The sequence below is a fragment of the Pseudomonas sp. PK-RTE-24 genome, assembly GCF_054052265.1.
This window is the reverse complement of record NZ_CM133224.1, coordinates 4,693,897-4,720,012: the sequence shown is the minus strand read 5'-3', so window position 1 is coordinate 4,720,012 and position 26,116 is coordinate 4,693,897. Positions and strand designations below refer to the sequence as shown.

Annotated in this window: 19 protein-coding genes; 7 read left to right on the top strand and 12 right to left on the bottom strand. The window is 58.2% G+C overall.

Translation table 11 applies throughout. The annotated features are described in order from the left end of the window. Positions 1–4: 4 nt before the first annotated feature. The 4 genes from ACV8MC_RS21120 to kdgK all read left to right on the top strand — a co-directional run bounded on the left by ACV8MC_RS21120 (position 5) and on the right by kdgK (position 3,613). A complete protein-coding gene (locus tag ACV8MC_RS21120; RefSeq protein ID WP_016774497.1) occupies positions 5–394 on the top strand; it encodes a RidA family protein in 390 nt (129 codons plus the stop codon). Positions 395–541: 147 nt separating this feature from the next. After that, a complete protein-coding gene (locus ACV8MC_RS21115; protein ID WP_150635937.1) occupies positions 542–1,306 on the top strand; it encodes an IclR family transcriptional regulator in 765 nt (254 codons plus the stop codon). Positions 1,307–1,344: 38 nt separating this feature from the next. Then, complete coding sequence (locus ACV8MC_RS21110) at positions 1,345–2,559, top strand: amino acid deaminase (RefSeq protein WP_256809899.1); 1,215 nt, start codon at positions 1,345–1,347, stop codon at positions 2,557–2,559. A gap of 133 nt (positions 2,560–2,692) precedes the next feature. Beyond that, positions 2,693–3,613 (top strand): 2-dehydro-3-deoxygluconokinase, encoded by a 921-nt coding sequence (kdgK, locus tag ACV8MC_RS21105; RefSeq protein ID WP_457263343.1) that lies wholly within the window; start codon positions 2,693–2,695, stop codon positions 3,611–3,613. Positions 3,614–3,729: 116 nt separating this feature from the next. Here the strand turns inward: kdgK and ACV8MC_RS21100 are convergent, their stop codons facing one another. Both ACV8MC_RS21100 and ACV8MC_RS21095 read right to left on the bottom strand, forming a co-directional pair. Further along, the gene (locus ACV8MC_RS21100) at positions 3,730–4,005 is read right to left on the bottom strand and encodes a peptidylprolyl isomerase (protein WP_007912322.1); all 276 of its coding nucleotides are present in this window, start codon (positions 4,003–4,005) and stop codon (positions 3,730–3,732) included. A gap of 52 nt (positions 4,006–4,057) precedes the next feature. Then, positions 4,058–6,595, bottom strand: a complete 2,538-nt coding sequence (locus ACV8MC_RS21095; RefSeq protein WP_041478717.1) for a PAS domain-containing hybrid sensor histidine kinase/response regulator — start codon at positions 6,593–6,595, stop codon at positions 4,058–4,060. Positions 6,596–6,704: 109 nt separating this feature from the next. On the opposite strand from ACV8MC_RS21095, the gene ACV8MC_RS21090 reads away from it, so the two are divergent. Continuing rightward, complete coding sequence (locus ACV8MC_RS21090) at positions 6,705–7,814, top strand: PilT/PilU family type 4a pilus ATPase (RefSeq protein ID WP_056785248.1); 1,110 nt, start codon at positions 6,705–6,707, stop codon at positions 7,812–7,814. Between the two features lie 142 nt (positions 7,815–7,956). Then, positions 7,957–11,646 (top strand): hypothetical protein, encoded by a 3,690-nt coding sequence (locus tag ACV8MC_RS21085; protein ID WP_457263341.1) that lies wholly within the window; start codon positions 7,957–7,959, stop codon positions 11,644–11,646. 18 nt (positions 11,647–11,664) lie between these two features. Here the strand turns inward: ACV8MC_RS21085 and ACV8MC_RS21080 are convergent, their stop codons facing one another. The 10 genes from ACV8MC_RS21080 to ACV8MC_RS21035 all read right to left on the bottom strand — a co-directional run bounded on the left by ACV8MC_RS21080 (position 11,665) and on the right by ACV8MC_RS21035 (position 24,697). Beyond that, complete coding sequence (locus ACV8MC_RS21080; RefSeq protein ID WP_457263339.1) at positions 11,665–13,638, bottom strand: acetoacetate--CoA ligase; 1,974 nt, start codon at positions 13,636–13,638, stop codon at positions 11,665–11,667. A gap of 150 nt (positions 13,639–13,788) precedes the next feature. Then, positions 13,789–14,562, bottom strand: coding sequence for a 3-hydroxybutyrate dehydrogenase (hbdH, locus tag ACV8MC_RS21075; RefSeq protein ID WP_375123553.1), 774 nt, complete (start codon positions 14,560–14,562; stop codon positions 13,789–13,791). 7 nt (positions 14,563–14,569) lie between these two features. Beyond that, complete coding sequence (locus ACV8MC_RS21070; protein WP_016774505.1) at positions 14,570–15,961, bottom strand: GntP family permease; 1,392 nt, start codon at positions 15,959–15,961, stop codon at positions 14,570–14,572. 274 nt (positions 15,962–16,235) lie between these two features. Further along, the gene (locus tag ACV8MC_RS21065; RefSeq protein WP_252885914.1) at positions 16,236–17,651 is read right to left on the bottom strand and encodes a sigma-54 interaction domain-containing protein; all 1,416 of its coding nucleotides are present in this window, start codon (positions 17,649–17,651) and stop codon (positions 16,236–16,238) included. Positions 17,652–17,783: 132 nt separating this feature from the next. Then, positions 17,784–19,358, bottom strand: coding sequence for an ABC transporter ATP-binding protein (locus tag ACV8MC_RS21060; RefSeq protein ID WP_457263337.1), 1,575 nt, complete (start codon positions 19,356–19,358; stop codon positions 17,784–17,786). Between the two features lie 9 nt (positions 19,359–19,367). Then, the gene (locus ACV8MC_RS21055) at positions 19,368–20,390 is read right to left on the bottom strand and encodes an ABC transporter permease (protein ID WP_217850340.1); all 1,023 of its coding nucleotides are present in this window, start codon (positions 20,388–20,390) and stop codon (positions 19,368–19,370) included. Beyond that, on the bottom strand, positions 20,390–21,451 hold the full coding sequence (locus ACV8MC_RS21050; protein WP_056785267.1) for a microcin C ABC transporter permease YejB: 1,062 nt from the start codon (positions 21,449–21,451) through the stop codon (positions 20,390–20,392). The genes ACV8MC_RS21055 and ACV8MC_RS21050 overlap by 1 nt, the downstream gene beginning before the upstream one ends. Next, complete coding sequence (locus ACV8MC_RS21045; RefSeq protein WP_457263334.1) at positions 21,451–23,319, bottom strand: extracellular solute-binding protein; 1,869 nt, start codon at positions 23,317–23,319, stop codon at positions 21,451–21,453. Before ACV8MC_RS21045 ends, ACV8MC_RS21050 begins: the two co-directional genes overlap by 1 nt. A 131-nt stretch (positions 23,320–23,450) precedes the next feature. Next, complete coding sequence (locus tag ACV8MC_RS21040; RefSeq protein WP_236168984.1) at positions 23,451–23,732, bottom strand: peptidylprolyl isomerase; 282 nt, start codon at positions 23,730–23,732, stop codon at positions 23,451–23,453. Positions 23,733–23,827: 95 nt separating this feature from the next. Further along, entirely contained in the window at positions 23,828–24,697 is an 870-nt protein-coding gene (locus ACV8MC_RS21035; protein ID WP_457265582.1) for an esterase/lipase family protein, read from the bottom strand. A gap of 334 nt (positions 24,698–25,031) precedes the next feature. Between ACV8MC_RS21035 and ACV8MC_RS21030 the strand changes: the two genes are divergently transcribed. Further along, positions 25,032–26,111, top strand: a complete 1,080-nt coding sequence (locus tag ACV8MC_RS21030) for a hypothetical protein (RefSeq protein ID WP_095179766.1) — start codon at positions 25,032–25,034, stop codon at positions 26,109–26,111. Positions 26,112–26,116: the final 5 nt, after the last annotated feature.

Genomic DNA, 26,116 nt, shown 5'->3' with positions numbered 1-26,116 from the left:
ACCCATGAGCATTACGCGTTACGGCACCGGCAGCACCGCCGCCGGCGGCCAGCCTCGTCCATTCGCCCGCGCAGTCGAAGCGGATGGCTGGCTGCATGTGTCCGGCCAGGTACCGGCGGTGGATGGCGAGATCATCGTCGGCGGCATCGTCGAACAGACCCACCAGACCATGAAGAACCTGATCGCCATTCTCGAGGAGGCTGGTTATGGCCTTGAAGATGTGGTCCGCGCTGGCGTCTGGCTGGACGATCCACGGGATTTCAGCAGTTTCAACAAGGTCTTCGCCGAGTATTTCAAACCCGAACACGCCCCGGCGCGGGCCTGCGTGCAGGCGAGCATGATGGTTGATTGCAAGGTTGAGATCGACTGCATTGCCTACAAGAAGAAGGCCTGAAACAAGTGCAGCCCTCTTCGCGAGCAGGCTCGCTCCCACATTTGGAATGCGTTTTCCTGTGGGAGCGAGCCTGCTCGCGAAAGCGATGTAACAGGCGACACTGGACTCTCGGTAAACTCCCGGCGACTTTGAATGGAAACCACTGACATGACCGAAGACACCATCAAGCGCCGGGCACGTGGTCTGGACCGGGCGTTCGATATCCTCGATTTTCTCAAGGAAATCGGCCAGCCCCTGCGCCCCAATGACATCGCCAACGGCATCGGCGGCCCGAAATCCACGGTCTACGAGCTGGTCGCATCCTTGCTGGAGCGGCGGATTCTCGAGCCGGTGGGCAAGGACGGCCACGTCTATCTCGGCCGCCAGTTGTACTTCCTCGGCCAAGCGCATCTGCGCCATTTCGACCTCAGCCGCGAGGCCGATCACGCCTTGCAGGAGATCGTCAGCCAGACCCGCGAAACTGCGCAGATGTGCCTGCTCAACGGGCGCAAATACACGGTGGCGTTGATGAAGGAGGGCGAGCGGCATTTCCGCATTTCCTCCGATATTGGCGAAAACGCGCCGATCCCTTGGACCGCCTCCGGGCGCCTGCTGCTCGCGCATTTAAGCGATCAGCAGATCATCGACCTGATCGACGAGGACGACTACATCCTGCCCGACGGCGAACGCCTGCCGCTGGAACGCTTTCTGGCGGAGATTCGTCAGGCTGGCCTCGATGGCTTCTTCTCCTTCGACAGCGTCGCCGACACGTTCACCCATTGCTTCGCCGCGCCGGTGAAAGACCCGCAAGGCGTGGCCATTTGCACGTTGTGCATCGTCGCCCCACGCGCCGATGCAAAAAACAATTACAACGACTATCGCCGGGTGCTGATCGAGAGCGCCAACAGCCTCGCCCGGCGGATCAACGAATAACCGCGGCTGCCTGCGGCCGCGACTGTGAGGACTGGACCATGACCACTGCCATCAACTCTGCCGTAGAAAAAGGCGACGCCGCCATCGGCGCGCAACTGACCCGCGACGTCAGCCTGCCGGCGTTGGTGCTGCACCGCGAGGCGCTGGAGCACAACATTCGCTGGATGCAGAAATTTGTCAGCGACAGCGGCGCCGAACTCGCGCCCCACGGCAAAACCAGCATGACCCCGGCACTGTTCAAGCGACAGCTCGACGCCGGCGCCTGGGGCATCACCCTCGCCAGCGCCACCCAGACCCGCGCCGCTTATGCTCACGGCGTACGTCGGGTGTTGATGGCCAATCAATTGGTCGGCACGCCTAACATGGCGTTGATTGCCGATCTGCTCGCCGATCCGACGTTCGATTTCTATTGCATGGTCGATCACCCGGACAACGTCGCCGACCTCGGGGCTTACTTCGCTTCCCGTGGGGTCAAGCTCAACGTGATGATCGAATACGGCGTGGTCGGCGGGCGTTGCGGTTGCCGCAGCGAGCAGGAAGTCATCGAGCTGGCCAAGGCCATCGATGCGCAACCGGCGCTGGCACTGACCGGCATTGAAGGTTACGAAGGCGTGATTCATGGCGATCACGCGGTCAGTGGCATTCGCCAGTTCGCCGCATCGCTGGTGCGCCTGGCGGTGCAGCTGCAGGACAGCGGCGCTTTCGCCATTGCCAAACCGATCATCACCGCATCGGGTTCAGCCTGGTATGACCTGATCGCCGAATCCTTCGAAACCCAGAACGCCGCTGGCCGCTTCCTCAGTGTGTTGCGTCCGGGCAGTTATGTCGCGCACGACCACGGCATCTACAAAGAGGCGCAGTGCTGCGTGCTCGACCGTCGCAGCGATCTGCACGAAGGCCTGCGCCCAGCGCTGGAAGTCTGGGCTCATGTGCAGTCGCTGCCGGAACCGGGTTTCGCAGTGATCGCTCTGGGCAAGCGCGACGTCGCATTCGACGCCGGTTTGCCGGTGCCGTTGTTGCGCTACAAGGCCGGTGTGGTGCCGGCGACAGGTGATGATATCGGTGCGTGCAAGGTCACAGCGGTGATGGATCAGCATGCGTTCATGACCGTGGCGCCGGGTGTAGAACTGCGGGTCGGCGACATCATTTCCTTTGGTACTTCGCATCCGTGCCTGACGTTCGATAAATGGCGGGTGGGGTTGCTGGTGGATGAGCAGTTGGCGGTCATCGAGACCATGGCGACTTGTTTCTAAGGCTTGAGATTGCGTTGCGGCGGCTATTTCGCGAGCAGGCTCGCTCCCACAGAGGACGCATTTGAATGTGGGAGCGAGCCTGCTCGCGAAGACGCCCGCTTAGCCACCACTGAACCACCCGAGATCCCACCCGATGAAAATCCTCCGCAACACCCCACGCATCGCCCTGATCGGCGAATGCATGATCGAACTGCAACAACGTGCCGACGGCAGTCTGCAGCAAAGCTTCGGTGGCGATACCCTCAATACGGCCGTGTACCTGTCCCGCGCCCTGGGCGACAAGGCGCAAGTCGATTACGTTACCGCGCTGGGCGATGACAGTTTCAGTGACGCAATGTGCCAGATCTGGCGCAGCGAAGGCATCGGCCTCGATCTGGTGCAGCGCTTGCCCGGTCGGCTTCCCGGTTTGTATTGCATACAGACCGACGCCAACGGCGAGCGGCGCTTTCTGTACTGGCGCAACGAAGCGGCGGTACGCGATTGCTTCACTACCCCTGCGGCCGAGCCGATTCTCGCGGCCTTGCCGGACTACGACGTGCTGTATTTCAGCGGGATCACCCTCGCCGTACTTGGCATGCAAGGCCGTGCCCGCCTGATCAAGACGTTGAGCGAAGCCCGGCAGCGCGATGCGCACATCGTTTTCGACAACAACTACCGCCCACGCTTGTGGGCTTCTGTGGAAGAGGCCCGCGCGGCATATCGCAGCGTCTTGCCCTATGTCGATCTGGCGTTGCTCACCGTGGATGACGAACAGGCGTTGTTCGGGTTTGCCGATTGCGCTGAGGTGTTTGCGACGTATGCGCAGATTGGCACGCCAGAAGTGGTGCTCAAGCGTGGCGCCGAGGCGTGCCTGATTCGTTGTCAGGGGGAGGCGTTTGAGGTGCCGGCGCAAAAGGTCGACAATGTTGTCGACACCACGGCGGCGGGGGATTCGTTCAGTGCGGCGTATCTGGCCCGGCGCTTGCTCGGCGGCAGCCCGGCAGATGCGGCCCAAGCGGGACATGAATTGGCCAGTCAGGTGATACAGGTGCCAGGGGCGCTGATCCCCAGGTAGTCAGAGAATGGCCGCTTGCTGCGCAATCGGTTCGCGAGCAGGCTCGCTCCCACAATGAAAACCCGGTCGAAATGTGGGAGCGAGCCTGCTCGCGAAGAAGCCCGGCAGCCAGCCGATCAATCCCGATAAAACACCTGCACCAGGTGATAACCAAACTTGCTCTTGATCGGTCCATGCACGGTGCGCAGTGGTTTCTTGAAAATCACCGCATCAATCGCGCCGACCATCTGTCCTGGACGTACTTCGCCCAGATCACCGCCGCGTTTGCCGGACGGGCAGGTGGAAAACTTCTTCGCCAGCACATCGAATGCTTCGCCCTTGGCGATGCGCTGTTTGAGTTGTTCGGCCTCTTCGGCGGTTTTCACCAGAATGTGGCGGGCTTGGGCTTTCATCGTGCAATACCTGATAACGGGGTGACAGCGGGGCGCGCGATTATGCCTCAAGTCACGGGGTCGGGTTGCTCAACTTGCGAATCTTGCTCGCCAACACTTCCAGGACAAAAGGCTTGGCGACCATGTCCATGCCCTCTTCAAGAAAGCCCTGGCGCTCGGCAGCAATCTGCGCGTAACCGGTCATGAACAGCACTTTAAGGCCGGGACGATGCTGGCGCGCAATTTCCGCCAACTGGCGACCGTTCATGCCGGGCAGCCCGACATCGGTGACCAGCAGATCGACACGTTGCGCGGACTCGAACAAGGGCAGGGCGATTTTGGCGTTTGCCGCTTCGAAGGTTTTATAGCCCAGCTCCCTCAGCAGATCGAGCACCAGCATGCGCACTGCCGCGTCATCCTCGACCACGATTGCGGTTTCGCCAGAAGATGAAGCAGCAATCGGTTCGGCTTTCTTCACAGATGAGGTTTCCGGCGTCGGCTCAAGCAAGCGCGGCAAGTACAGGCGCACGCAAGTACCTTGCCCCGGCACGCTGTCGAGGCTGACGTGACCACCGGATTGCTGGGCGAAACCGTAGATCATCGACAGCCCGAGCCCGGTGCCCTGGCCGATCGGCTTGGTGGTGAAGAACGGATCGAACGCTTTGGAGCGAATTGACGGAGTCATGCCGGTGCCGTTATCGCTGACCGCGAGCATCACATATTCCCCGGCCTTGACCGGTTCGAGAATGGTGATGTCGCTGCTGTCGAGGTAGACGTTGGCAGTCTGGATCAGCAACGTGCCGCCTTCGGGCATCGCGTCGCGGGCGTTGATCACCAGATTGAGCAAGGCATTTTCCAGCTGGCTGACGTCGGTGCTCACCGGCCAAACGTCTTCGGGCAGGCGCAGTTGCAGGTCGATCGGATCGCCTTTGGTGCGGCGGATCAGATCTTCCAGCGAGTGCACCAGCTCATTGACGTTCAGTTGCTTGCGGTCCAGCGACTGGCGCCGCGAGAACGCCAGCAATCGATGCGTGAGCGCCGCCGCGCGATTGGCCGATGACACGGCCGCTTCGGTAAAACGGCCGATCTCGTCGGCACGACCATTGGCGATGTAGCGCTGCATCAAGTCCAGACTGCCGATAATGCCGGTGAGCATGTTGTTGAAGTCGTGGGCGATGCCCCCCGTGAGCTGGCCGACGGCTTCCATCTTCTGCGCATGGCGCAAGGCATCTTCGGCGCGCTCGCGTTCGAACATCTCGTTCTGCAAACGCTCGTTGGCCTGAGCCAGTTGCTCGGTGCGCGCGCTGACCCGCTCTTCGAGGGTCTCGTTGAGATTACGCAGGGCTTCTTCGGTTTTCTTGCGCTCGGTCTCGTCGATGACAAAGATGTAGAAGCCGTTCACTGCACCGTCCGCACCATGTCGCGGCAGATAATTCATGAGGGCATGACGGGTGCTGCCATCGCGGTGCGGTGTGTAGAAACTGAAGGAACAGGCGCGCCCGGCCAGCGCTTCGGCGATGTACGGCGCACGCAGGAAATACGCCTCTTCGCCGATGACTTCGCGAATCTTGCGCCCGTACAACTCTTGCGGTGTAAGGCCGTACCAGTCGAGATACGCTGCGTTGTTCAAGCGAAAACGTTCTTCGGCGTCGACATAGCTGATCAGGATCGGCATGGCGTTGATGATCAACTGCAATTCGGTCTGGCTCTGACGCAGCGCTTGTTCGGTGTGTTTGCGTTCGGTCAGGTCCAGCGCCGCGCCGAGAAAGCGCATCGGCCGACCATGATGATCCTTGTAGCAACGCCCCCGCGCGAACACCCAGCGCAGCGTGCCATCGGCCTGCAACAAGCGATATTCCTCAGCGTACTCGGTGCCGTGGGTGATGCAGTGCTTGATGCCGCGCGCAACCATTGCGCGGTCTTCGGGGTGCACCCCGTGCATATATTCGCTGATCGGCAATTGCCCGGCCTTGCTCGGATCAACGCCATGCAGTTCGGCAAAATGCGCATCGGCAATGAATCGGTCTTCGCCAATGTCCCAGTCCCACGTTCCGACGGCGTCGGCGGCGGCAAGGGCCAGTTGCAGACGCTCTTCGGACTGGCGCTGAGCCTTGAGGCTTTCCTCGGAACGGCGCTGCAATTCCAGGGCAATACGGCGGCGCTCGTTGGTCTCAATGGCAGTGATCAGAATGCCGGCGACCTGTGCGGTTTCATCGCGAATCGGACTGTAGGTCAGGTCCAGCCAGAAATCGGTTTTTTTGCCGTCCCGCTGTACGCTGAAACGCTGCTCGCTGAAGCTGCGCACCTGACCCTGCAGCACCGCTTGGTAGATCGGCTCGGCAAAATCCCGCACTTCCGGCCAGATCTCATGCGTTGGCTGGCCGAAGGCTTCGGGATGCTTGCTGCCGGCGAGCAGGGCAAAGCCATTGTTGTAGATCTGCGTGAGTTGCGGCCCCCACAACAGCAGCATCGGCATCGGCGAATGAATCACGATGTCCACCGCTGTGCGCAGACTCTGCGGCCAGGTGCCGGCGGCGCCCAGCGGACTGCGGCTCCAGTCGGTGCGGGCGATCAGGGCCTGGGCGTCATCGGTGGTGGGTACAGCATTCATGTTTCAATCCTGAGCGTGGTTCGGTGAGACGGGGTCTATCATTGTTGCAGGAGCCGCGCCAAGCGTAGGCCAAATCTGCTCATTCAATGCTTCGCGGGTGCTTTCAGCCATGGAAATCGATGCACTGTTGTCAACATTGTCGCAAAAAAACGGTTCGGATCTCTTCCTTTCCACCGGCGCACCACCGAGCGCTCGCATTGATGGTGTGCTGACGGCGCTGAGCGATCAGCCATTCAAACCTGGCGAAACCGCGGCCATCGCCACCTCCCTGATGGACGCCGAGCAGCGCCGGGAGTTCGACCGGGATCTTGAAATGAACCTGGCAATCTCCCGAACGGGCGTCGGCCGGTTCCGGGTGAACATTTTCAAGCAGCGCAACGACGTTTCGATCGTTATCCGCAACGTCAAGCTCGACATCCCGCGGTTCGAAGACTTGAAACTGCCGCCGGTGTTGCTGGAAACGGTGATGCTCAAACGTGGCCTGATTCTTTTTGTCGGCGCTACCAGTTCGGGCAAGTCGACCTCCCTGGCGGCGCTCATCGATCATCGCAACCGTCACAGTGCCGGACACATTGTTACCATCGAAGACCCGATCGAATATATCCATCGGCACAAGCGCTCGATCATCAATCAGCGTGAGGTTGGCGTCGATACGCGCAGCTTTCATGCTGCACTGAAGAACACTTTACGCCAGGCACCGGACGTCGTCCTGATTGGTGAGATCCGTGACCGCGAAACCATGGAGCACGCGCTCTCGTTTGCCGATACAGGGCATCTGGTGTTGTCGACATTACATGCGACCAACGCCAATCAGGCGCTGGATCGCATCATCAATATGTTTCCCGAGGAGAAGCGCGAGCAGCTGTTGCAGACATTGGGCAACAACCTGAAAGCATTTGTCTCGCAGCGCTTGGTACGCACTGTCGACGGCCAGCGCAGGGCGGCCGTGGAAGTGTTATTAGGTACGCCGACTGTCGCTGATGCGCTCCGTCGCAATGAGTTGGCTGAGTTGAAAAGTATCATGGAGAAATCCGAAGACTCAGGCATGCAGACATTCGATGCTGCACTGTTACAGTTAGTCCTTGCGCGTGTTATTACAGTAGAAGAAGCTTTGAAAAACGCGGATTCGACAAACAACTTACGGTTAGGCATCAAGCTTAAACTTGATTCTCCAATCAACGAAAAAGCATCGACAGGGGATTGGGGGTTGGTGGAGTAAGTTGTCGTGTCTGTAGGCGGCTGAGCGGTCAGGTGATAGATGTTTGAAATCTAGACTAATACTTGGTTAGTTGTGGTTTCGCCTGTTTTTATTAGATTTGCGATCTCGATAGCAAGTCCATGTAAATAAACAGGTCAATAAAATGAAAAATCGATGTGGTGCAGGTGCTCTTTCCAAATTGAGCGCTGCCGATAATGTGCGTTGTTCTGCCGCAGATGAATTAGAGCGAATGGCACTTCTAGGCCAGTTGAAAAGATTTCTTGTCGAAGCTCCGGAAGACGTTGCACGGGATATTTCAAACGATGACCAAAAGATCATCTGGCTCTCGCCTGAATCCTCTTTTGGACGTTTACAGAAACCGGCCAGCGAGATGCTTCAGGATCTGATGAGCTTACTCGGTTCCGGCACCTACAGTAGAGTTACGTCTTCGGGTGAAATTCACATATACGTTACTCATGAAGGGTGGATGGATGTATCGGATAAGGTCAAGAGTAATCCCGGCGCGAATGAGAAGTTCGAGAAGTTAGTTGCTATTGCAGCAGGTCTTGGTGGATTCGTTCACCTTGATAACGCAGTGCTGTTGTCGCAGTGGTTGCGTTTTCACGGGTTCAACGTGCCGGATGACAGAGAAAAACTAGAAAGCTTGATTGGCTTTTTGGAGTGGAAGTGGCCTGAAGGAGATGATTTTGGTAATTACTGGGGGCAGATAACTGGGCTAAATGATACGTCGATCACCTTGACACCACAGCAGTGTGCAGAGATTCGCGCAGTGACGAGTAAACTTTTCCCTGCGAATGAGAATCTACTTAACACAATCTTCAGAAGCGTCAGACCGTATAACGTTACTACCGTTAATTGGGACAGCGCTAACGAGGTCGTTGCAATGCTGGTTCGTCATCCAGCGTCGCAGAAAATTGCCAAGGAATACGTCATTGCACTGGACTGGTGGGGTGCGAAGGATTCCGAGGAAATCAGTAGTGACGATCTAGCTCAGGTATTGCTCACCGCAATAATTTTGCAGTTGGATTCATCCATAGGCGTTACTGGCAAGCGCAACTGCATCGGAACCTTTGATATATACGATTCGAGCACCATGGCTGATAGGCCGTTATATGCCATACGTGAAAATTTTGAGGCTTACCTTGTAGCAAAGGGCCATTCGCACTCGATTATTCCTCTCGCTTCCCACCTGCTCCTGGCTCATGTAGCGCCTTGTCTCTTGGTTAAAAATCTGCCCCAAGAGCTTCACGCTGGCTCGATCGGCTGGGTGACGTTTTGCCAGGCGGTGAGCTTTATCGAGATCAATTGTCGAGGCGTCTCTCGCTTCATGACATATGAACAAGTCATGAAGTTTGCAAGCATGGAAACGGTCAGCCCGGTACTGGGGGAGCTGCAAGGTATTACTGCGATCGACCCTATCATTGACTGGGCATTGATGAATGAAGTCATCACTCATGAGCAACTGAGCACGTCTGCTCTTACAGCAGCTCAAGACGCTTTGAATGCGTATAAAACGCACGTGGATGATATTGTTTTGGGAATCAAGGCATTTGGGGCGGCTCCGCCCAATCGGAAACGACTGGCGATGACTGCATTGAAGCAGGCGGTTGCTGATTTTGATGTTATTGAACAACCTCTTTTGCGTCCTGAGACTTATTCTGCAATGAGAGTGTCGATGCTTGATCTTCATATCGAAGGGTTGCTGGCGTCCGGAACATGGGATTGGAATAAAGAGCCCGGCATTTTCGATAAGTATCCGCAGCTTTTGGCCTTGCCTGCCATCAAACCAGCATTCGAAGCTGAGCTCGTTAGCTATCACTGCAATATTCATAAGGCGATGGCTTCAAACATAAAGCTGGCGATAGCAGGAATGCCTCGAGCCGATCGAGATATCTTTGCCTCAAGCAAGATCACGTTTTTTACTGTACGTCCTTCGGTTGCAGAGATTTACTATCCGTCATCGGCTAATTATAACTTGGTCGGCGCGGGTAATCAGCCGCCCAAAAATATCGAAGTTCAGCTGAAGAAAGACCAGGCGGTGGGGCGGTTCGGCGTAATTATGATAGCTTCCTTCGGGAATAATCAGACTTTATGCTATGAAATGTTTACCTTGCTGGGGGAGTGCAGAAGAAACGATGAGCTAGGCAAATTGATTATTTATACCCAAAAAATGAACATGCCTAGAAGGGTTGAATATACAGGGAAGCCCAATGATGCATTTTTCCCTTTGCCCCCCACGCATAACGTTCCAACTGATTTCGATAGCTACATTGTCGGAAAAAAGCCGTCGCCGAATGCCTCTGGGATTATGGTTATAGAGAAACTTGGCACTGTTATGGCTCCGACTTCTGCGTCGCGGGTCGTTCGTAATCATTATCAGTTTTTCGTAAATGAGCATATCGAAAATATTGCCCAATTTGTTGTGAAGAACAGACCTTTGGGCAGCCTCCAGGATTTCAGGGAAGTCTTCACCGAATACACTGATAAAGAGCGTGCGGAGAACACTTATAACGAGGTGCTGACGTATATCATTGACCTGTGTGTCCCGTTCAAGAAATGTATCGAAGACTTGGCTTCCGGAAATAGAAATCAGGTGGTTGACGGAATTTACGCGTGCACGATGGATGCTATCGGTATTTTCTTCACTGTACTGGGTGCCCCGGCTAAAATTCTGCATATCGCAGCCAAAACAGTTTCGTTAACGGCAAAAATCGGCAGCCTCGTCAGGTTTGGCATTTCTCTGACAGTCTCCACTTTCAATCCGATTGATGGATTGCCAACTGCTGGATACCAAGCGTCAAAAGCATTGTTCAAAAGCGTCATGCATTTGGGCGCGTCGGGCGCAAAAGTCGTGGAATCTGCCGTTGTCCAGATGAGCAGACTGACCGGTACGGCGCGGGAATTTCACAAGCTGGCGAATGCTACCGATGTTGGTTTCGGGAGGTGGCGCCCGCTTGGAAGCACCGCGTCTTCTTTCAATGTCTGTGCCATCAAGAAAAGCAGTGAGTGGTACGCGGCCAATCGGCTAGGTAAGCCGTGGGGAAAACGACTCGTCAATTTCGACCTGCAAGAGAAGTTTAGTCTGCCATTACTGCAGAAACCGGTTCCGGGTGTTTTTACAGCTCACATTCTCGAGCGCAGTCTGCCACTGGCCCGTTTCAAAATAGACAGCGCAATTGAAATGCTGGGCTCGCCGGCGCTGAATTTCAAAACCGACCCCGCGATTGGATTGTTTTTTGGCAGTACCGCGGCGGCGCGTGACGAATTGTCCAATCTGCTAAGCGCCATCAGGCTGGATTTCGGCGGAACGTCCGCCAGTAATTTCCTGTTGGATAGCCTGAAACTAGATGATGGTGTCATTGAGGTAAATCCATTCGATTACGGCAAATGGAAGAGCGCAGGAGCTACAGATAAAAAGCGTGTTCAGTACATGACGGTCAATACACGTAACTTCAACCAGCGATTCAGCCTGACAGGTTACGGCGAAATCGCTGATGACCTCATCCACGAAATGATTCGGGTCAACCCCGCCAAGACCAGTCTGATCACTGCCGAGGGGGCGACCCGAGATGGTAAGGTCGGTTTGGATGTGGCGCCTTTACTAAACTTGGCAAAGGGACGCTTGCCCCGGTCTGAGCCTATCACTGGCAGTTTTCACGAAAGTGCTCAAGCGCTCCTCAATGCAGACTCGCTGATGCTCGTTATTGCCTTGCTCAGTTTGTTGAAAACAAACGAAGCGTTGTTTTCGCTGAATCTCAGCATCATGCGCGCAGCGATCGAAGCCAGTGGAGATCAGCCCCTCACCGGTGAAGTTGTAATACAGCTGAATTGAGGCTGCGCCAGACGAAATTCAGTGTTGAATAACTTCGTTCATGGCCAGTTCGCGCCGATCCCGAAACTGCTCCAGCGCTTCGGGATTGGCCAGTGCATCGGTATTTTTCACTGGCCTCCCATGCACGACATCGCGCACCGCCAGCTCTACGACTTTTCCGCTGATGGTGCGCGGTATATCGGTTACTGCGACGATGCGTGCGGGAACATGCCTGGGTGTGGTATTGGCGCGGATCACTTCGCGGATTCGGTGTTCAAGCCCTTCATCCAGCTCGACGCCGTCGCGCAAACGCACGAACAACACGACGCGCACATCCTCCTGCCATTGCTGACCGATGGCGACGCTGTCCAGCACTTCACTGATTTTCTCGACCTGCCGATAAATCTCCGCCGTGCCGATGCGCACGCCGCCCGGATTCAACACCGCATCCGAACGGCCATGGATCATCATCGCTCCATCGCGCATTTGCTCGGCGTAATCACCCTGTGCCCAGACGCCGGGAAACTGGCTGAAATAAGACTGGTGCAGTTTTGTGCCGTCGGGGTCATTCCACAAGCCGATCGGCATCGCCGGGAAGTGCCGCGTGCAGACCAGTTCACCTTTCTCACCGATCACCGGCTGGCCAGCGTCGTTCCACACCTCGACGGCCATGCCCAGGCTCTTGCCCATGATTTCTCCGCGACGTACCGCTGACAGCGGATTGCCATTGACGAAGCACGAAACGATGTCGGTGCCACCGGACATCGAGGCCAGACACACCTCGGTTTTGAAGTCGCGATAAACGAAATCGTAGCTTTGCGGTGACAAAGCCGAGCCTGTGCACAGCAGGGTTTTCAAACTGCTCAAATCATGGCTTTCCCGTGGCCTGGCGCCGCTGCTTTCCAGCGTCGCGAGGAATTTCGGACTGGTGCCAAACACGCTGATGCGTTCATCGTCGATCAGGTCGAGCAGGCGCTGGTGATTCGGGTGGAACGGCGAGCCGTCGTAGAGCACCACGGCGCTGCCCACTGCGAGTGCCGAGACCAGCCAGTTCCACATCATCCAGCCGCAGGTCGTGTAGTAGAACAAACGGTCACCGGGACTGAGATCGCAGTGCAGGCCGTGCTCTTTGACGTGTTGCAGCAGCACGCCGCCGGTGCTGTGGACGATGCATTTCGGCACGCCAGTGGTGCCGCTGGAGTACAGCACGTAGAGCGGATGATTGAACGGCACCGGGGTGAAATCCGGTTCACCGCCGGGTTGATAGAAGTCTTCCCAGAAGCAGACATCAGCGTGGGTTTGGTAATCCTCGATGCGCGCTTGCGGACGGGCGTACGGGACGATGATCAACTGCTGCAGCGACGGCAGCTGTGTCAGGATTTCGTTGAGCTTGGCGGTTTGATCCAAAGTTTTTCCAGCATATTGATAGCCGGCACAGGTGAGCAGCACTTTCGGTTCGATCTGGCCAAAGCGATCGATCACGCCGTGTGTGCCGAAGTCGGGCGACGAGCAGGACCAGATCGCGCCGAGGCTGGTAGTGGCCAGCATCGCCACCAGGGTTTGCCAGGTGTTGGGCATGCACGCCGCCACGCGATCACCCCGGCCAACGCCCGCCGCGCGCAGGCTCGCCTGAAACCCGGCGACCTGTTCGGCCAGCTCGGCCCAGGTCAGTTGTTCGCGCTGACCATTCTCTGCAACTGCGATCACGGCCACGGCATCGTCGCGGCGGCGCAACAGGTGTTCAGCGAAGTTCAGGGTCGCGCCGGGGAACCACTCGGCGCTGGGCATTTCTGCACCTTCACGCAAGACGGCGTCGGGCTGAGTGTGGAAGCGGATGTCGAAGAAATCGACGATCGCCTGCCAGAACGCCGGGCGCTGATCGATGCTCCATTGGTGCAGGGCAGGGTAGCCGTCGAGCTCGAGCGAATTCCGCTGATTGATATCGCGCCGGAAGGCATCCATACGCGAACCGGCGATACGCTGGGTGTCGGGTTGCCAGAGGATGTCGGACATGGGTTTGCCTCTTCTTATCGGATTCGTACAGGCCAGGGAGATCATTCCCTGTGGGAGCGAGCCTGCTCGCGAAAGCGTTGTCTCAGTATCCCGAACTGTGTCTGATAAACCGCATTCGCGAGCGGGCTCGCTCCCACAATGGCCAGGTGTTTATTGCGCCAGCCAGCCACCATCAATGTTCCACGCCGCGCCGCGCACCTGGCTGCCGGCTTCGCTGCACAAGAACAGCACCAGCTCACCCAGATGCTGCGGTGTGACGAACTCCAGCGAGGGCTGTTTTTCCGCCAGCAGATCATGCTGCGCCTGCTGCGGATCGACCCCCTTGGCCGCGCGATCGTCGATCTGCTTCTGCACCAGCGGCGTCAACACCCAGCCCGGACAGATCGCATTGCAAGTGACATTGGTGGTCGCGGTTTCCAGCCCGACCACTTTGGTCAGGCCGATCACGCCATGCTTGGCGGCGACGTACGCGGCTTTGCCGATGGAGCCGACCTGGCCGTGCACCGAGGCGATATTGATGATGCGCCCCCAGTTCTTGCGGCGCATGCCCGGCAGACTCAAACGGGTGCTGTGGAACACCGATGACAGGTTGATCGCAATGATCGAATCCCAGCGCTCAACGGGAAACTCTTCTACCGCCGCAACGTGCTGAATGCCGGCGTTGTTGACCAGAATGTCGACGCCGCCAAACTCGCGCTCGGCGTAGGCGACCATGTCGGCAATCTGCGCCGGGTCGCTGACATCGGCGGGATGATGGCCGACCTTGCCGCCGAACTGAGCGACTTCGGCGATCACCTTCGAAGCATCGCCGAAGCCATTGAGAATCAGGTTGGCGCCAGCTTTCGCGAGAGTCAGCGCGATGCCCAGGCCGATACCGCTGGTGGAGCCGGTCACCAAAGCTGTCTTGCCGGAAAGAGTGGTCATGAATACCTCACACAATACCAGTGGCGTAGAAAGTGCCGATCACCACGAAAACCGCGAGGGTCTTGATCAGCGTAATACAGAAAATGTCTTTGTAGGCTTCGCGGTGGGTCAATCCGGTCACCGCCAGCAGGGTGATCACCGCGCCGTTGTGCGGCAGGGTGTCCATGCCGCCACTGGCCATCGCGGCCACGCGGTGCAGCACTTCCAGCGGGATATTCGCCGCATGTGCTGCACTGATGAACTGCTCGGACATCGCCGCCAGCGCAATGCTCATGCCGCCCGAGGCCGAACCGGTGATGCCGGCGAGCAGCGTCACGGTGATGGCTTCGTTGACCAACGGATTGGGAATCTGCTTGAGCCAGTCGGCCAGCACCAGAAAGCCCGGCAGCGAAGCGATTACCGCACCAAAGCCGTATTCAGACGCGGTGTTCATGGCCGCGAGCAACGCACCGCTGACCGCACTTTTGCTGCCTTCGGCGAGCTTGCTTTTAATCGCCTTAAAGCCGAACGCCAGCACCATGAGGATGCCGACCAGCAACGCCGCCTGCACCGCCCAGATCGCCGTGAGCTTGGCGATTTCGGTAGTGACCGGCGCGGCCATGCCCGGCAGTGCGAGGCTGTGGGTCTTGCCATACCACTGCGGAATCCACTGGGTGAACAGCAGGTTCATGATGCCCACGGCCAGCAATGGCGACAGGGCAATCCACGGGTTGGGCAGCTTCAGGTCTTCGGCAGTTTCCGGTTCGTTGCGCAGTTCAGTGCCGTAGCCTTCGCCGGCACGTTGCGCCTTGTTGCGTTGGCGCTGCAGAAACAGCATGCCGGCGCAGAACACGAAAATCGTGCCGATCACCCCCAGCCACGGCGCCGCCCATGCGGTGGTGTTGAAGAAGGTGCTGGGGATGATGTTCTGGATTTGCGGCGTGCCGGGCAGGGCGTCCATGGTGAACGAGAATGCACCGAGGGCAATGGTCGCCGGAATCAAACGCTTGGGGATATTGCTCTGGCGGAACATCTCCGCTGCAAACGGATAAACGGCGAATACAACGACGAACAACGACACGCCGCCATAAGTGAGCAGGGCGCACACCAGCACGATCACCAGCATTGCTTGTTTGGTACCGAGCAGGCGAATCGCAGCGGCGACGATCGAGCGCGAGAAACCGGACAGTTCGATGAGCTTGCCGAACACCGCGCCGAGCAGAAATACCGGGAAGTAGAGCTTGATGAAACCGACCATCTTGTCCATGAACACCCCGGTGAACGCGGGGGCAACGGCGGACGGATCGGTCAGCAGCACCGCGCCGAGGGCGGCGATCGGGGCGAAGAGGATGACGCTGTAGCCACGGTAGGCGGCGAGCATCAGCAGCGTCAGGGCTGCCAAGGCAATGATCACACTCATGGTGTGTCTCTCCAGATTGTTATTTTTGTGGGTGAAACGGGTGTGGAGAGGTGTTAGCGAGATTTGTGCCAATCTTCTAACTGTTTGAAATATAAGGAAATTAGATCTCGGTCGAGTTCTCGAAGCTGTTTTTGTCTCTTAGTTGAGATTTTCTTTGAATGGGCCGGAGCCTTCGCGAGCAGGCTCGCTCCCACATATGACATGCATTCCCCTGTGGGAGCGAGCCTGCTCGCGAAGCTTTTGTTTTGTCTTCATACAGAGATTCGATATCTCTTTATGTAGACTCGACAATCCCCAGCGCAGCCATTTTCTTGTACAGCGTCGACCGCCCCAGACCCAGCCGAACCGCAGCCTCCGGTACCTTCCCCGCGCATTGCGCCAGGGTCGATTCGATCAACTGCCGATCAAAGCGCGCCCGCGCCTGCGCGAATGTCTCCCGAGCCGATGCGTGCGTGCTCGGCTCGGACGTCCGCGCAACGGGAGTAAACGTGCCAATCGCCCCGCGAATATCCTGCTCGGTCAGCATGAGGTCATCACTGAGCAACGCCGCCCGCTCCAACACATTGCGCAACTCACGGATATTGCCCGGCCAGGCATGCTGGCCCAACAGCGCCAGCGCATCGCGGTGCAGTTCATGCTGGCTGCGCAGTTCTTCGAGAATCGCCTCGCTCAGCGCCGGCAGATCATCGAGACGTTCGCGCAGCGGCGGCACCTGGATCGGCAGCACATTGAGGCGGTAGTACAAATCCGCGCGAAATTCGCCGCGCTTGATCGCTGCCTGCAAATCCGTCGACGTCGCGGCGATTACCCGCACATCGCTCTGAATCACTTCATTGGAGCCGACCGGCTCGAACTCCTTTTCCTGCAACACGCGCAACAGTTTGCTTTGCAGCGGTAGCGGCATATCGCCGATCTCGTCGAGAAACAGTGTGCCACCCTGAGCGATTTGTAATTTACCGGTGCGGCCCTTGCGGTCAGCGCCGGTGAAGGCGCCGGGTGCCGTGCCGAAAAATTCGGCTTCCAGCAGCGCCTCTGGAATTGCCGCGCTGTTGATACTGACGAAGGCTTTGTGCGCGCGCGGCGAAGCGCTGTGAATGGCTTGTGCGAGTAACTCTTTTCCAGTGCCGGTTTCTCCCAACAGCAACACGGGCGAATCAGCGCTGGCGCTTCGTCGCGCACGTCGTTTGACTTCAAGGCTGGCGGCGCTGGTACCGATGAAATGGGCGAAGTTGTATTTGGTCTGCCGCGCACGCAGCAGTGAGCGGGTCGAGGCGAGTTCTTCCTGCATGCTCAGGTAACGCTTGAGCATCGGCGACAGCGTGCGCAACTCGTCGAACAGGGCAAAACCGATGGCGCCGATCACGCTGCCGGCATCGTCGTGGATCGGCAGGCGCATCACCACCAGCGGTTCCTTTGGGGTGTCCTGCATGTCCAGCAGAATCGGCCGACCGGTGCGCACCACCTCGCGCAGCAAACTCCCGGGGATCACGCTTTCGCAAGGCTTGCCGATAGCCCCTGCCGCCGATTCGAGACCAAAGCGCCGGGCATAGCGTTCGTTCATCCAGACGATGTTCGCATCGCGATCGACAATCACCGTGCCCTCACTGGATTGCTCGATGATCTCGAACAGCGAACGGATCGCCAGAGTGCGCACCCGTTGGTAGTCCTTGAGGCTTTCGGTGGTGTTCATGGAGGCTGGTCCTGATTGTTTATTGCCGGTACCGATCCCTTCGCGAGCAGGCTCGCTCTCACAGGGGCCTGCATTCCAAATGTGGGAGCGAGCCTGCTCGCGAATGCCGCGCCGCGAATCAGCAGAAAATACCTACCCCGGATGCGCCGCCGCCAGCAGCTCCTTGGTGTAGGGATGCTGCGGGTTGTCAAACACGTCGTGACTGGCACCACGCTCGACCACCTGACCGTCCTTGATCACGATCATGTCATGCGCCAACGCGCGTACCACCGCCAGATCATGGCTGATGAACAGGTAGGTCAAACCGTATTTTTCCTGCAAATCACGGAGCAGGGCGACCACTTGTTTCTGCACAGTGCGGTCGAGGGCCGAGGTCGGTTCATCGAGCAGGATCAGCGCCGGTTTCAGCACCAAGGCCCGGGCGATGGCGATGCGCTGGCGTTGGCCGCCGGAAAATTCATGCGGGTAGCGATGGCGGCTTTCCGGGTCGAGGCCGACTTCCCTGAGCACGCGAATCACTTGCTCATCACATTCATTAGCGGTCGACTCGCAATGCACTTCCAGACCTTCGCTGATGATCTGTGCCACCGACATGCGCGGGCTCAGGCTGCCAAACGGGTCCTGAAACACCACCTGCATCTGCCGCCGCCACGGCCGCAGCTGCTTTTGATTGAGGCCGTCCAGCGCTTCGCCCTGAAAGCGAATGCTGCCCTCGGAATCCAGCAAGCGCAGGATCGCCTGACCCAGCGTCGACTTGCCCGAACCGGATTCGCCAACAATGCCCAAGGTCTTGCCGCGCTGAATATTCAGACTGATGCCATCGACTGCGCGCAGATACTGCTTGCGCCTGAACAGCCCGCCGCCGACCTGGAAATCGACGCGCAGGTCAGCGACTTCCAGCACATTTTCACGTTCGTCACGGGGCAGGGCTTCACCTTCCGGCTCAGCGTTCAACAGCACGCAGCTGTAAGGGTGTTTGGGTTCGGTGAACAGGGTTTCGCAGGGTGCCTGCTCGACGATCTCGCCAGCCTTCATCACACACACCCGCTGCGCGATGCTGCGCACCAGATTGAGATCGTGACTGATCAGCAGCAGCGACATGCCCAGGCGCTGTTGCAGGGACTTGAGCAGCAAGAGAATCTTGCGTTGCACGGTGACATCCAGTGCCGTTGTCGGCTCGTCGGCAATCAACAACTCCGGTTCGCAGGCCAGGGCCATGGCGATCATCACCCGTTGCCGTTGCCCGCCAGAGAGTTGATGCGGATAGGCTTTCAGGCGTTCCTTGGGCTTTTGAATGCCGACCAGTCCGAGCAATTCGAGAATGCGCTGCTGCGCTTGCTTGCCGCCGAGGCCGCGGTGCAGCAACAGAGTTTCGCCGATCTGCTTTTCGATGGTGTGCAACGGATTGAGCGAAGTCATCGGCTCCTGAAAGATCATCGCGATGCGATTGCCGCGCAGTTCTCGCAAGACCTTCGGATCAGCACCGAGCAGTTCCTGCCCGCGATAGCGGATGCTGCCACGGGTTTGCGCATCGCTCTCAGGCAGCAGTTGCAGGATCGAATGCGCGGTCACCGATTTCCCCGAGCCCGATTCGCCGACCAGAGCCAGGCACTCACCGGGGCGGATATCCAGGCACAGGTCACGCACCACAGTCTGACCATGGAAGGCGACATTGAGGTGGCGGATTTCAATCAGGTTTTCAGTCATGGTCACGCTTCAGGATCGAGGGTCAAAAGCGTCACGTAACGCTTCGCCGATGAATACCAACAAGGAGAGGATCAGCGCCAGAGTGAAGAACGCGGTCAACCCGAGCCACGGTGCTTGCAGGTTCTGCTTGCCCTGACCGATCAGTTCACCCAGCGAAGCGCTGCCGGCCGGCATGCCGAAGCCGAGGAAATCCAGCGCGGTCAGCGTCGAAATCGCTCCGGTCAGAATGAACGGCAGGTAACTCAGCGTCGCGTTCATTGCGTTGGGCAGAATGTGCCGGAAGATCACCTTGCGGTCAGTCAGGCCCAGGGCACGTGCGGCTTTGACGTATTCCAGATTGCGCCCGCGCAGGAACTCGGCGCGCACCACGTCCACCAGCGCCAACCAGGAAAACAGCGCCATGATCCCCAGTAGCCACCAGAAATTCGGCTCGACGAAACCGGAGAGGATGATCAGCAGATACAGCACCGGCAGCCCCGACCATACCTCCAGCACGCGTTGTCCGAGCAGGTCGACCCAGCCACCGTAATACCCCTGCAATGCGCCGGCGGCGATACCGATCAGCGCACTGACAAATGTCAGCATCAGGGCAAACAGAATCGACACCCGAGCACCAAAGATGACCCGCGCCAGCACATCGCGCGCCTGATCGTCGGTGCCCAGCCAGTTCACCGAAGTCGGCGGACTTGGCGCCGGTTTGTTCAGGTCATAGTTGGGGGTGTCGTCGCTGAACGGAATCGGCGGGAACAGCATCCAGCCGCCGTCTTTGCGTATCAGGTTCTGCACGTACTCGCTGCGATAATCGGCCTGAAACGGCAGTTGCCCGCCGAACTCCTGTTCGGTATGGCGCTTGAACACCGGGAAGTACCACTGGCCCTGATAACTGACCATCAACGGTTTGTCGTTGGCGATCAACTCGCCACCCAGCGTCAGGATGAACAGGCCGATGAACAGCCACAGCGACCACCAGCCACGACGGTTTTTCTTGAAACGTTCGAAACGGCGACGACCCAGAGGCGAAAGCTTGAACATCAGGCATTCCTCGCGGCGAAGTCGATACGCGGGTCGACCAGGGTGTAGCACAGGTCGCCGATCAGTTTTATCAGCAGGCCGAACAGGGTGAAGATGAACAGTGAGCCGAACACCACCGGATAATCCCGCGATACCGCTGCTTCGTAACTCATGCGCCCAAGGCCATCGAGGGAGAAGATCACTTCGATCAGCAGTGATCCGGCGAAGAACACACTGATGAACGCCTGAGGTATCCCCGAGACCACCAACAGCATGGCGTTGCGAAACACGTGTCCGTACAGCACGCGGCGTTCGCTCAAGCCTTTGGCGCGGGCCGTCACTACGTACTGTCGGGTGATTTCATTGAGGAACGAGTTTTTTGTAAGGATCGTCAGCGTCGCGAATCCACCGATCACCAGCGCCGTGACCGGCAGCACCAGATGCCAGAAGTAATCGGCAATCTTGCCCAGTGTCGACAGCGATTCGAAGTTGTCCGACACCAGCCCGCGCACCGGAAACCAGTTCAGCGAAGTGCCGCCGGCGAATACGACGATCAGGAACATCGCGAACAGAAACGCCGGCATGGCGTAACCGATGATGATCGCCGTGCTGCTCCAGATATCGAAATGGCTGCCGTGGTGCACAGCCTTGCGGATGCCCAGCGGGATCGACACGAGATAGGTGATCAGCGTCGCCCACAGCCCGAGCGAAATGGTCACCGGCATCTTTTCCAGAATCAGGTCGGTGACTGTCGCGCCACGGAAGAAGCTCTTGCCGAAGTCCAGTTGCGCGTAATTCTTCAGCATCAGCCACAGACGCTCGTGGGCCGGTTTGTCGAAGCCGTACTGCTTTTCGATGTCCTTGATCAGCTGCGGATCAAGGCCACGGCTGGCGCGCGAGGCAGAGCTCGAGGTCTCGCTGGCACCGCCGCCGACACTGGCACCGCCAATGCCTTGCAGGTGGGCGATGGCTTGTTCCACCGGTCCGCCGGGCGCGGCCTGAATGATCACGAAATTGACCAGCAGGATGATCACCAGCGTCGGAATGATCAGCAGCAGGCGCCGCAGTATGTAACCCCACATCAGTGCGGTCCTCCGGGTCTGCCGCGACTGATTTTCTCAGCGGTCATCTGTTGATTGGTCAGTGGCGTGCGGCTGATTTCCCACCAGCTCTCGATGGCTTCGTCATTGCTCGCCTGCACCGTGGGAATGCCGAAGCGGTTCCACCAGACGGTCGAGGTGCCTGGCGGGTAGTAATTGGGAATCCAGTAGTAGTTCCATTGCAGCACCCGGTCCAGCGCATGGGCGTAATGCAGCATGTCTGATTGGGTCGAGGCGCGGATCAGGCCGTTGATCAAAGTGTCGACTGCCGGATTTTTCAGCACCATGTAATTGTTCGCGCCCGGATCGTTGGCCGCTGCCGAGCCGAAGTAGTTGAGCAACTCGCCGCCCGGAGAAGTAGTAACGGGGTAGCCGGTGACGATCATGTCGTAGTCGCGACTCATCAGGCGATTGACGTATTGCGAGGCGTCGATGCGGCGAATATTGAGCTCGATGCCGATCTGTTTCAGCGTACGCTTGTAAGGCAACAGCAGGCGGTCCATTCCATTCTGGCTGACCAGAAAAGTGAAGCTCAGCGGTTCGCCGGCGCTGTTGACCAACTGGTCGCCATCCGGTTTCCAGCCGGCCTGCTCGAGCAGTTCCAGGGCTTGCAACTGCTTGTCACGGATGATGCCGCTGCCATCGGTCTTCGGCGCTTCGAAGACTTCAGTGAACACTTCTTCGGGAATCTGATCGCGCAGTGGTTCAAGGATTTTCAGTTGCTGTGCGTCGGGCAACTGTCGGGCGGCGAGGTCGGTGTTGGAGAAGTAACTCTGCTGGCGGATATAGACGTTACGCATCATCTGCCGGTTGCTCCATTCGAAATCCCAGAGCAACGCCAGTGCCTGGCGCACGCGGCGGTCCTGGAACATCGGCTTTTGCAGGTTGAACACGAAACCCTGGGCCGATTGCGGCGCTTCAGTGGCGAGGTGGGCCTTCTGCAAACGGCCATCGCTGAGGGCAGGGCTGTCGTAGCCGATCGAGTAGCCGGTCGCGGAAAACTCGCGGTTGTAGTCATAGGCGCCACCACGCAGCACCTGGCGGGCGACATCGGTGTCGCCGAAGTACTCGATGCTGAAATGGTCGAAGTTGTACAGGCCGCGGCTGACCGGCAGGTCCTTGCCCCACCAGTCGCCATTGCGTTCGAACGTGATACTGCGCCCGGAGTCGACCTTGCCAACCCGGTACGGCCCACTGCCCAGCGGCGGTTCATAACCACCGCCGCTGGCGAAATCACGGCTCTTCCACCAGTGTTCGGGGAATACCGGCAAGGTCGCGATGTCCAGCGGCAAAGTTCGGTTTTCGTTGCTTTTGAAGTCGAAGCGCACGGTCAGCGGTGCCTCGATTTCGACGCCTTTGACGTCGGCAAACTGGGTGCGATAACGCAGGCTGCCCTGGGTCATCAGCAGGTTGTAGGTGTAGCGCACGTCTTCGGCGGTAATCGGTTTGCCATCGGCAAAGCGCGCCTTCGGGTTGATGAAGAAACGTAGCGAAAGACCGTCGTCCGAACGTTCCATCTTCTGCGCAACCAGACCATAGACGGTGTAAGGCTCGTCCAGCGAGCGTTGGGCCAGCGGCGAGTACAGCAGGCCGTCGATCTGCGTCACGCCGATGCCTTTGTCTATATAAGGCAGCAAATGGTCGAAGTGGCCGATCTCGATGGCCGAGCGCCGCATCGTCCCGCCCTTCGGCGCTTGCGGATTGGTGTAGTCGAAATGGCTGAAACCGGCGGGGTATTTGGCCGGTTCGCCGTAAACGGTCAGTGCGTGTTGCGGGGCAGCGTTCACGCCAGCGGCGCCAATGAGAAAGGCGAGGGCGGTGAGCATCAGTGTGGGAAAAACCAGTCGCATCGTCAGCCTTGGAACGCAAAATCGATAAGCGCAAGTTGTACGCGAGCCGCGCGCCACTCGCCAGCCGTATATGTAACTGAAACACAACGGCCCACCAGAAGGCGGGCCGTTGTCAGCAATCGGACGACGAATCAGTCCTGACGGCTGGTGACTTCCAACAGGTGATAACCGAACTGGGTCTTCACCGGGCCTTGCACGGCGTTGATTGGCGCGCTGAATACCACGGTGTCGAATTCCTTGACCATCTGGCCTGGACCGAACGAGCCCAGATCGCCGCCCTGACGGCTGGACGGGCAGGTGGAGTTGGCTTTGGCGACTTCAGCGAAATCGGCGCCGGCTTCGATCTGAGCCTTGAGTTCGTTGCACTTGTCTTCGCTGGAAACCAGGATGTGGCGGGCAGTGGCTTTGGCCATGGGGAATTCTCCGAACTGTTTCAATAAAAGGTGGAGCGTACCGGAATCAGTCGGCGAATTCTCGGCAAAGTTCCATTCTGCGTTCCTTGCCCGATTCATAGATCCGCCGCTTGCAGACGCTGGGCATGTTCGACGTACAGGTCGATCGGATCCGGCGAGGGCGCTTTTGTGCCCGCGCTCCGCCGCAGGCTGGCCAAATGATCCATTGGGTAATCGGAACGGATCACTTGGCCGAGATGGCTACTGAAGCGTCCGACGAAACCATCATTCTGCTGGGGTTCGGTGGTGAAATATTGCGACAGGACCCGGCAGGTTGCTTGAACCGGATCCAGCACTGGCAGCCTGGTTTGCGCAACAACCCCGCTCCACGAGTAGTAGCGCACGCCGTTGACTTGCTCAGGACCATGCCCGCCCCAGGTTTGCGGCAGTCCCTGGGGAAATTTGTCATTGAATTGACCGACGCCGACCGTGGTCAATGCGTTGAGTGCGGCTAACGCATTCTGCGGCAATGTCGCGCTGCCGCTCAGTAGCGACAGTAAGTCGGCGAAGTGCGTTGCGACATTCTGTGCGACGGCTTCGGGAAGCTTGCCTGGAATCAGTGCCCTGCGCAGGAAGTCGGCGAGCTCCGAGCCGTGGTTCGGGCCACTGACGGAGGTGACCGAAGCGACGACGTTTGGCGCAAGCGCCGCGGCATAGCGCGCAGCGAGTGCGCCCTGACTGTGTCCTATCAGGTTGACTTTCTTCGCGCCTGTGCCTCGCAGCACGCAAGCAATCTGTGACAGCAGTTGCTCGCCCCTCATTTCATTGTCGTGGGTGGCCGAAAGGTGTGGAACAAACAATCGACATCCGGCCGTTTTCAGCGCGGACTTGACGTCATGGAACAGCTCGAAATGACCGATATGCTCGAACCCGAACAGACCGTGGACCAACAGGATGGGATAACGAGTTGTAGCATTCCGTTGCATGTTCTTACCTTTTTCGTAGAAGTTCATCGGGAAATCACCGGGCCACTCTAAAACACTCATCCCGTTGAAGAAGTACGAAGAGGCTTCACATTGCGTTTGAAAATGGACTACGAGGCGTACGAAATTTCGGAGAGCTGTGAAATCCGAATCGGAAGTTCAGTGGGTCGTTTGTCGGCATAACTGCGTGACCTCTGCTGTTGCCTACTTTGCGAGTAGCGGTTACGCCGTTGTCGCGGTGGATTCGGCTGACATCCGGAACGTTCAAAGAGGTCCTCAATGTAGATGTCAGTGTCGTCATTCGGGGCGGCACGTTTTCCAGGGAGTGGAAGCGAAAATGAATAGCCATGAAATCGAGTTTTGCTGGCGGATGCGCCAGCCGATGGTTGCCGAAGTGTCTATCGAACCTCTGGTCGCGCCAACGATTGACGGGCTCCAAGGGAGCGTGTTGGATCCTTCGCTGGCCAAGGCCATCGTTCGCATTTCCCCTTATGCCAACATGAGCTGCGGCGATCAGATCGTGCTGTCTTGGGAGGGGCTGGATATCGAAGGCTTTGCCTATCAATACGAGAGTGTTCGATTCATCAGCCAGGTCCAGGTTGGCAAAGACGTCATCTTCGTCATCAAGGCGATGCATGTCGCTGCGCTGGACGGGGGCTCGCTGGAGGTTTACTGGACACTGCAAAGTGCGTCCGCGCCCAAGGCAGTGGAATCTGCTCGCCTGCAACTGTCTGTCGGGGACGTTGGACCGCATCTGTTGGCGCCGCAAATAGAAGGCTCGGTAAACGGAGCGCTGGAGCCGTCGCGAGTGGTCGAAGGCACCCTGGTGACCCTGCAGCCTTACGCTCGGATGTCAGCGGGCGACCGGATCATGCTGTCGTGGCATGGAGATGCTTCGCCTGAAATATTCACCGACTCGTTGAAGGTCGAGGCCTGCGCCGTCGCGCAAAGCCTGTCCTTCTGGGTGCCGGCCAGCTACGTCGAAGCGCATCGTGGTGGCGAGGTGGTGGTCGCCTACCGTGTTGAACAACGCTGTGGAGCCATCCGAACCTCGGAGCCTGCGACGGTTTTCATTGGGCCGGCAGTGCGTGCTGAACTGGCCGCGCCGGATATTGTTGGGGCGATCGATGATGTGCTGTCGGTGAAGGACTCGATAGAGGGGGTTTCCATTCTGATTGAAGACCCGCTGGTGCAGGAAGACGAGTTGGTCTATCTCAAGTGCGATGGTGATTTTTTCAGTCATCGCGATGATCTTGAAATCACTCGGGAGACGGCCGGGCAACCGGTGAGTTTCATTGTTCCCCATCGGTTCTGGCGCGAGCACCACGGCACGACGGTGGAGATTGCCTACACCATCGAACGTCTGGACGATACCAGTCAGCAATCTGCCGTGAGGCGGATCAGCATAGTGGCATAACCTGG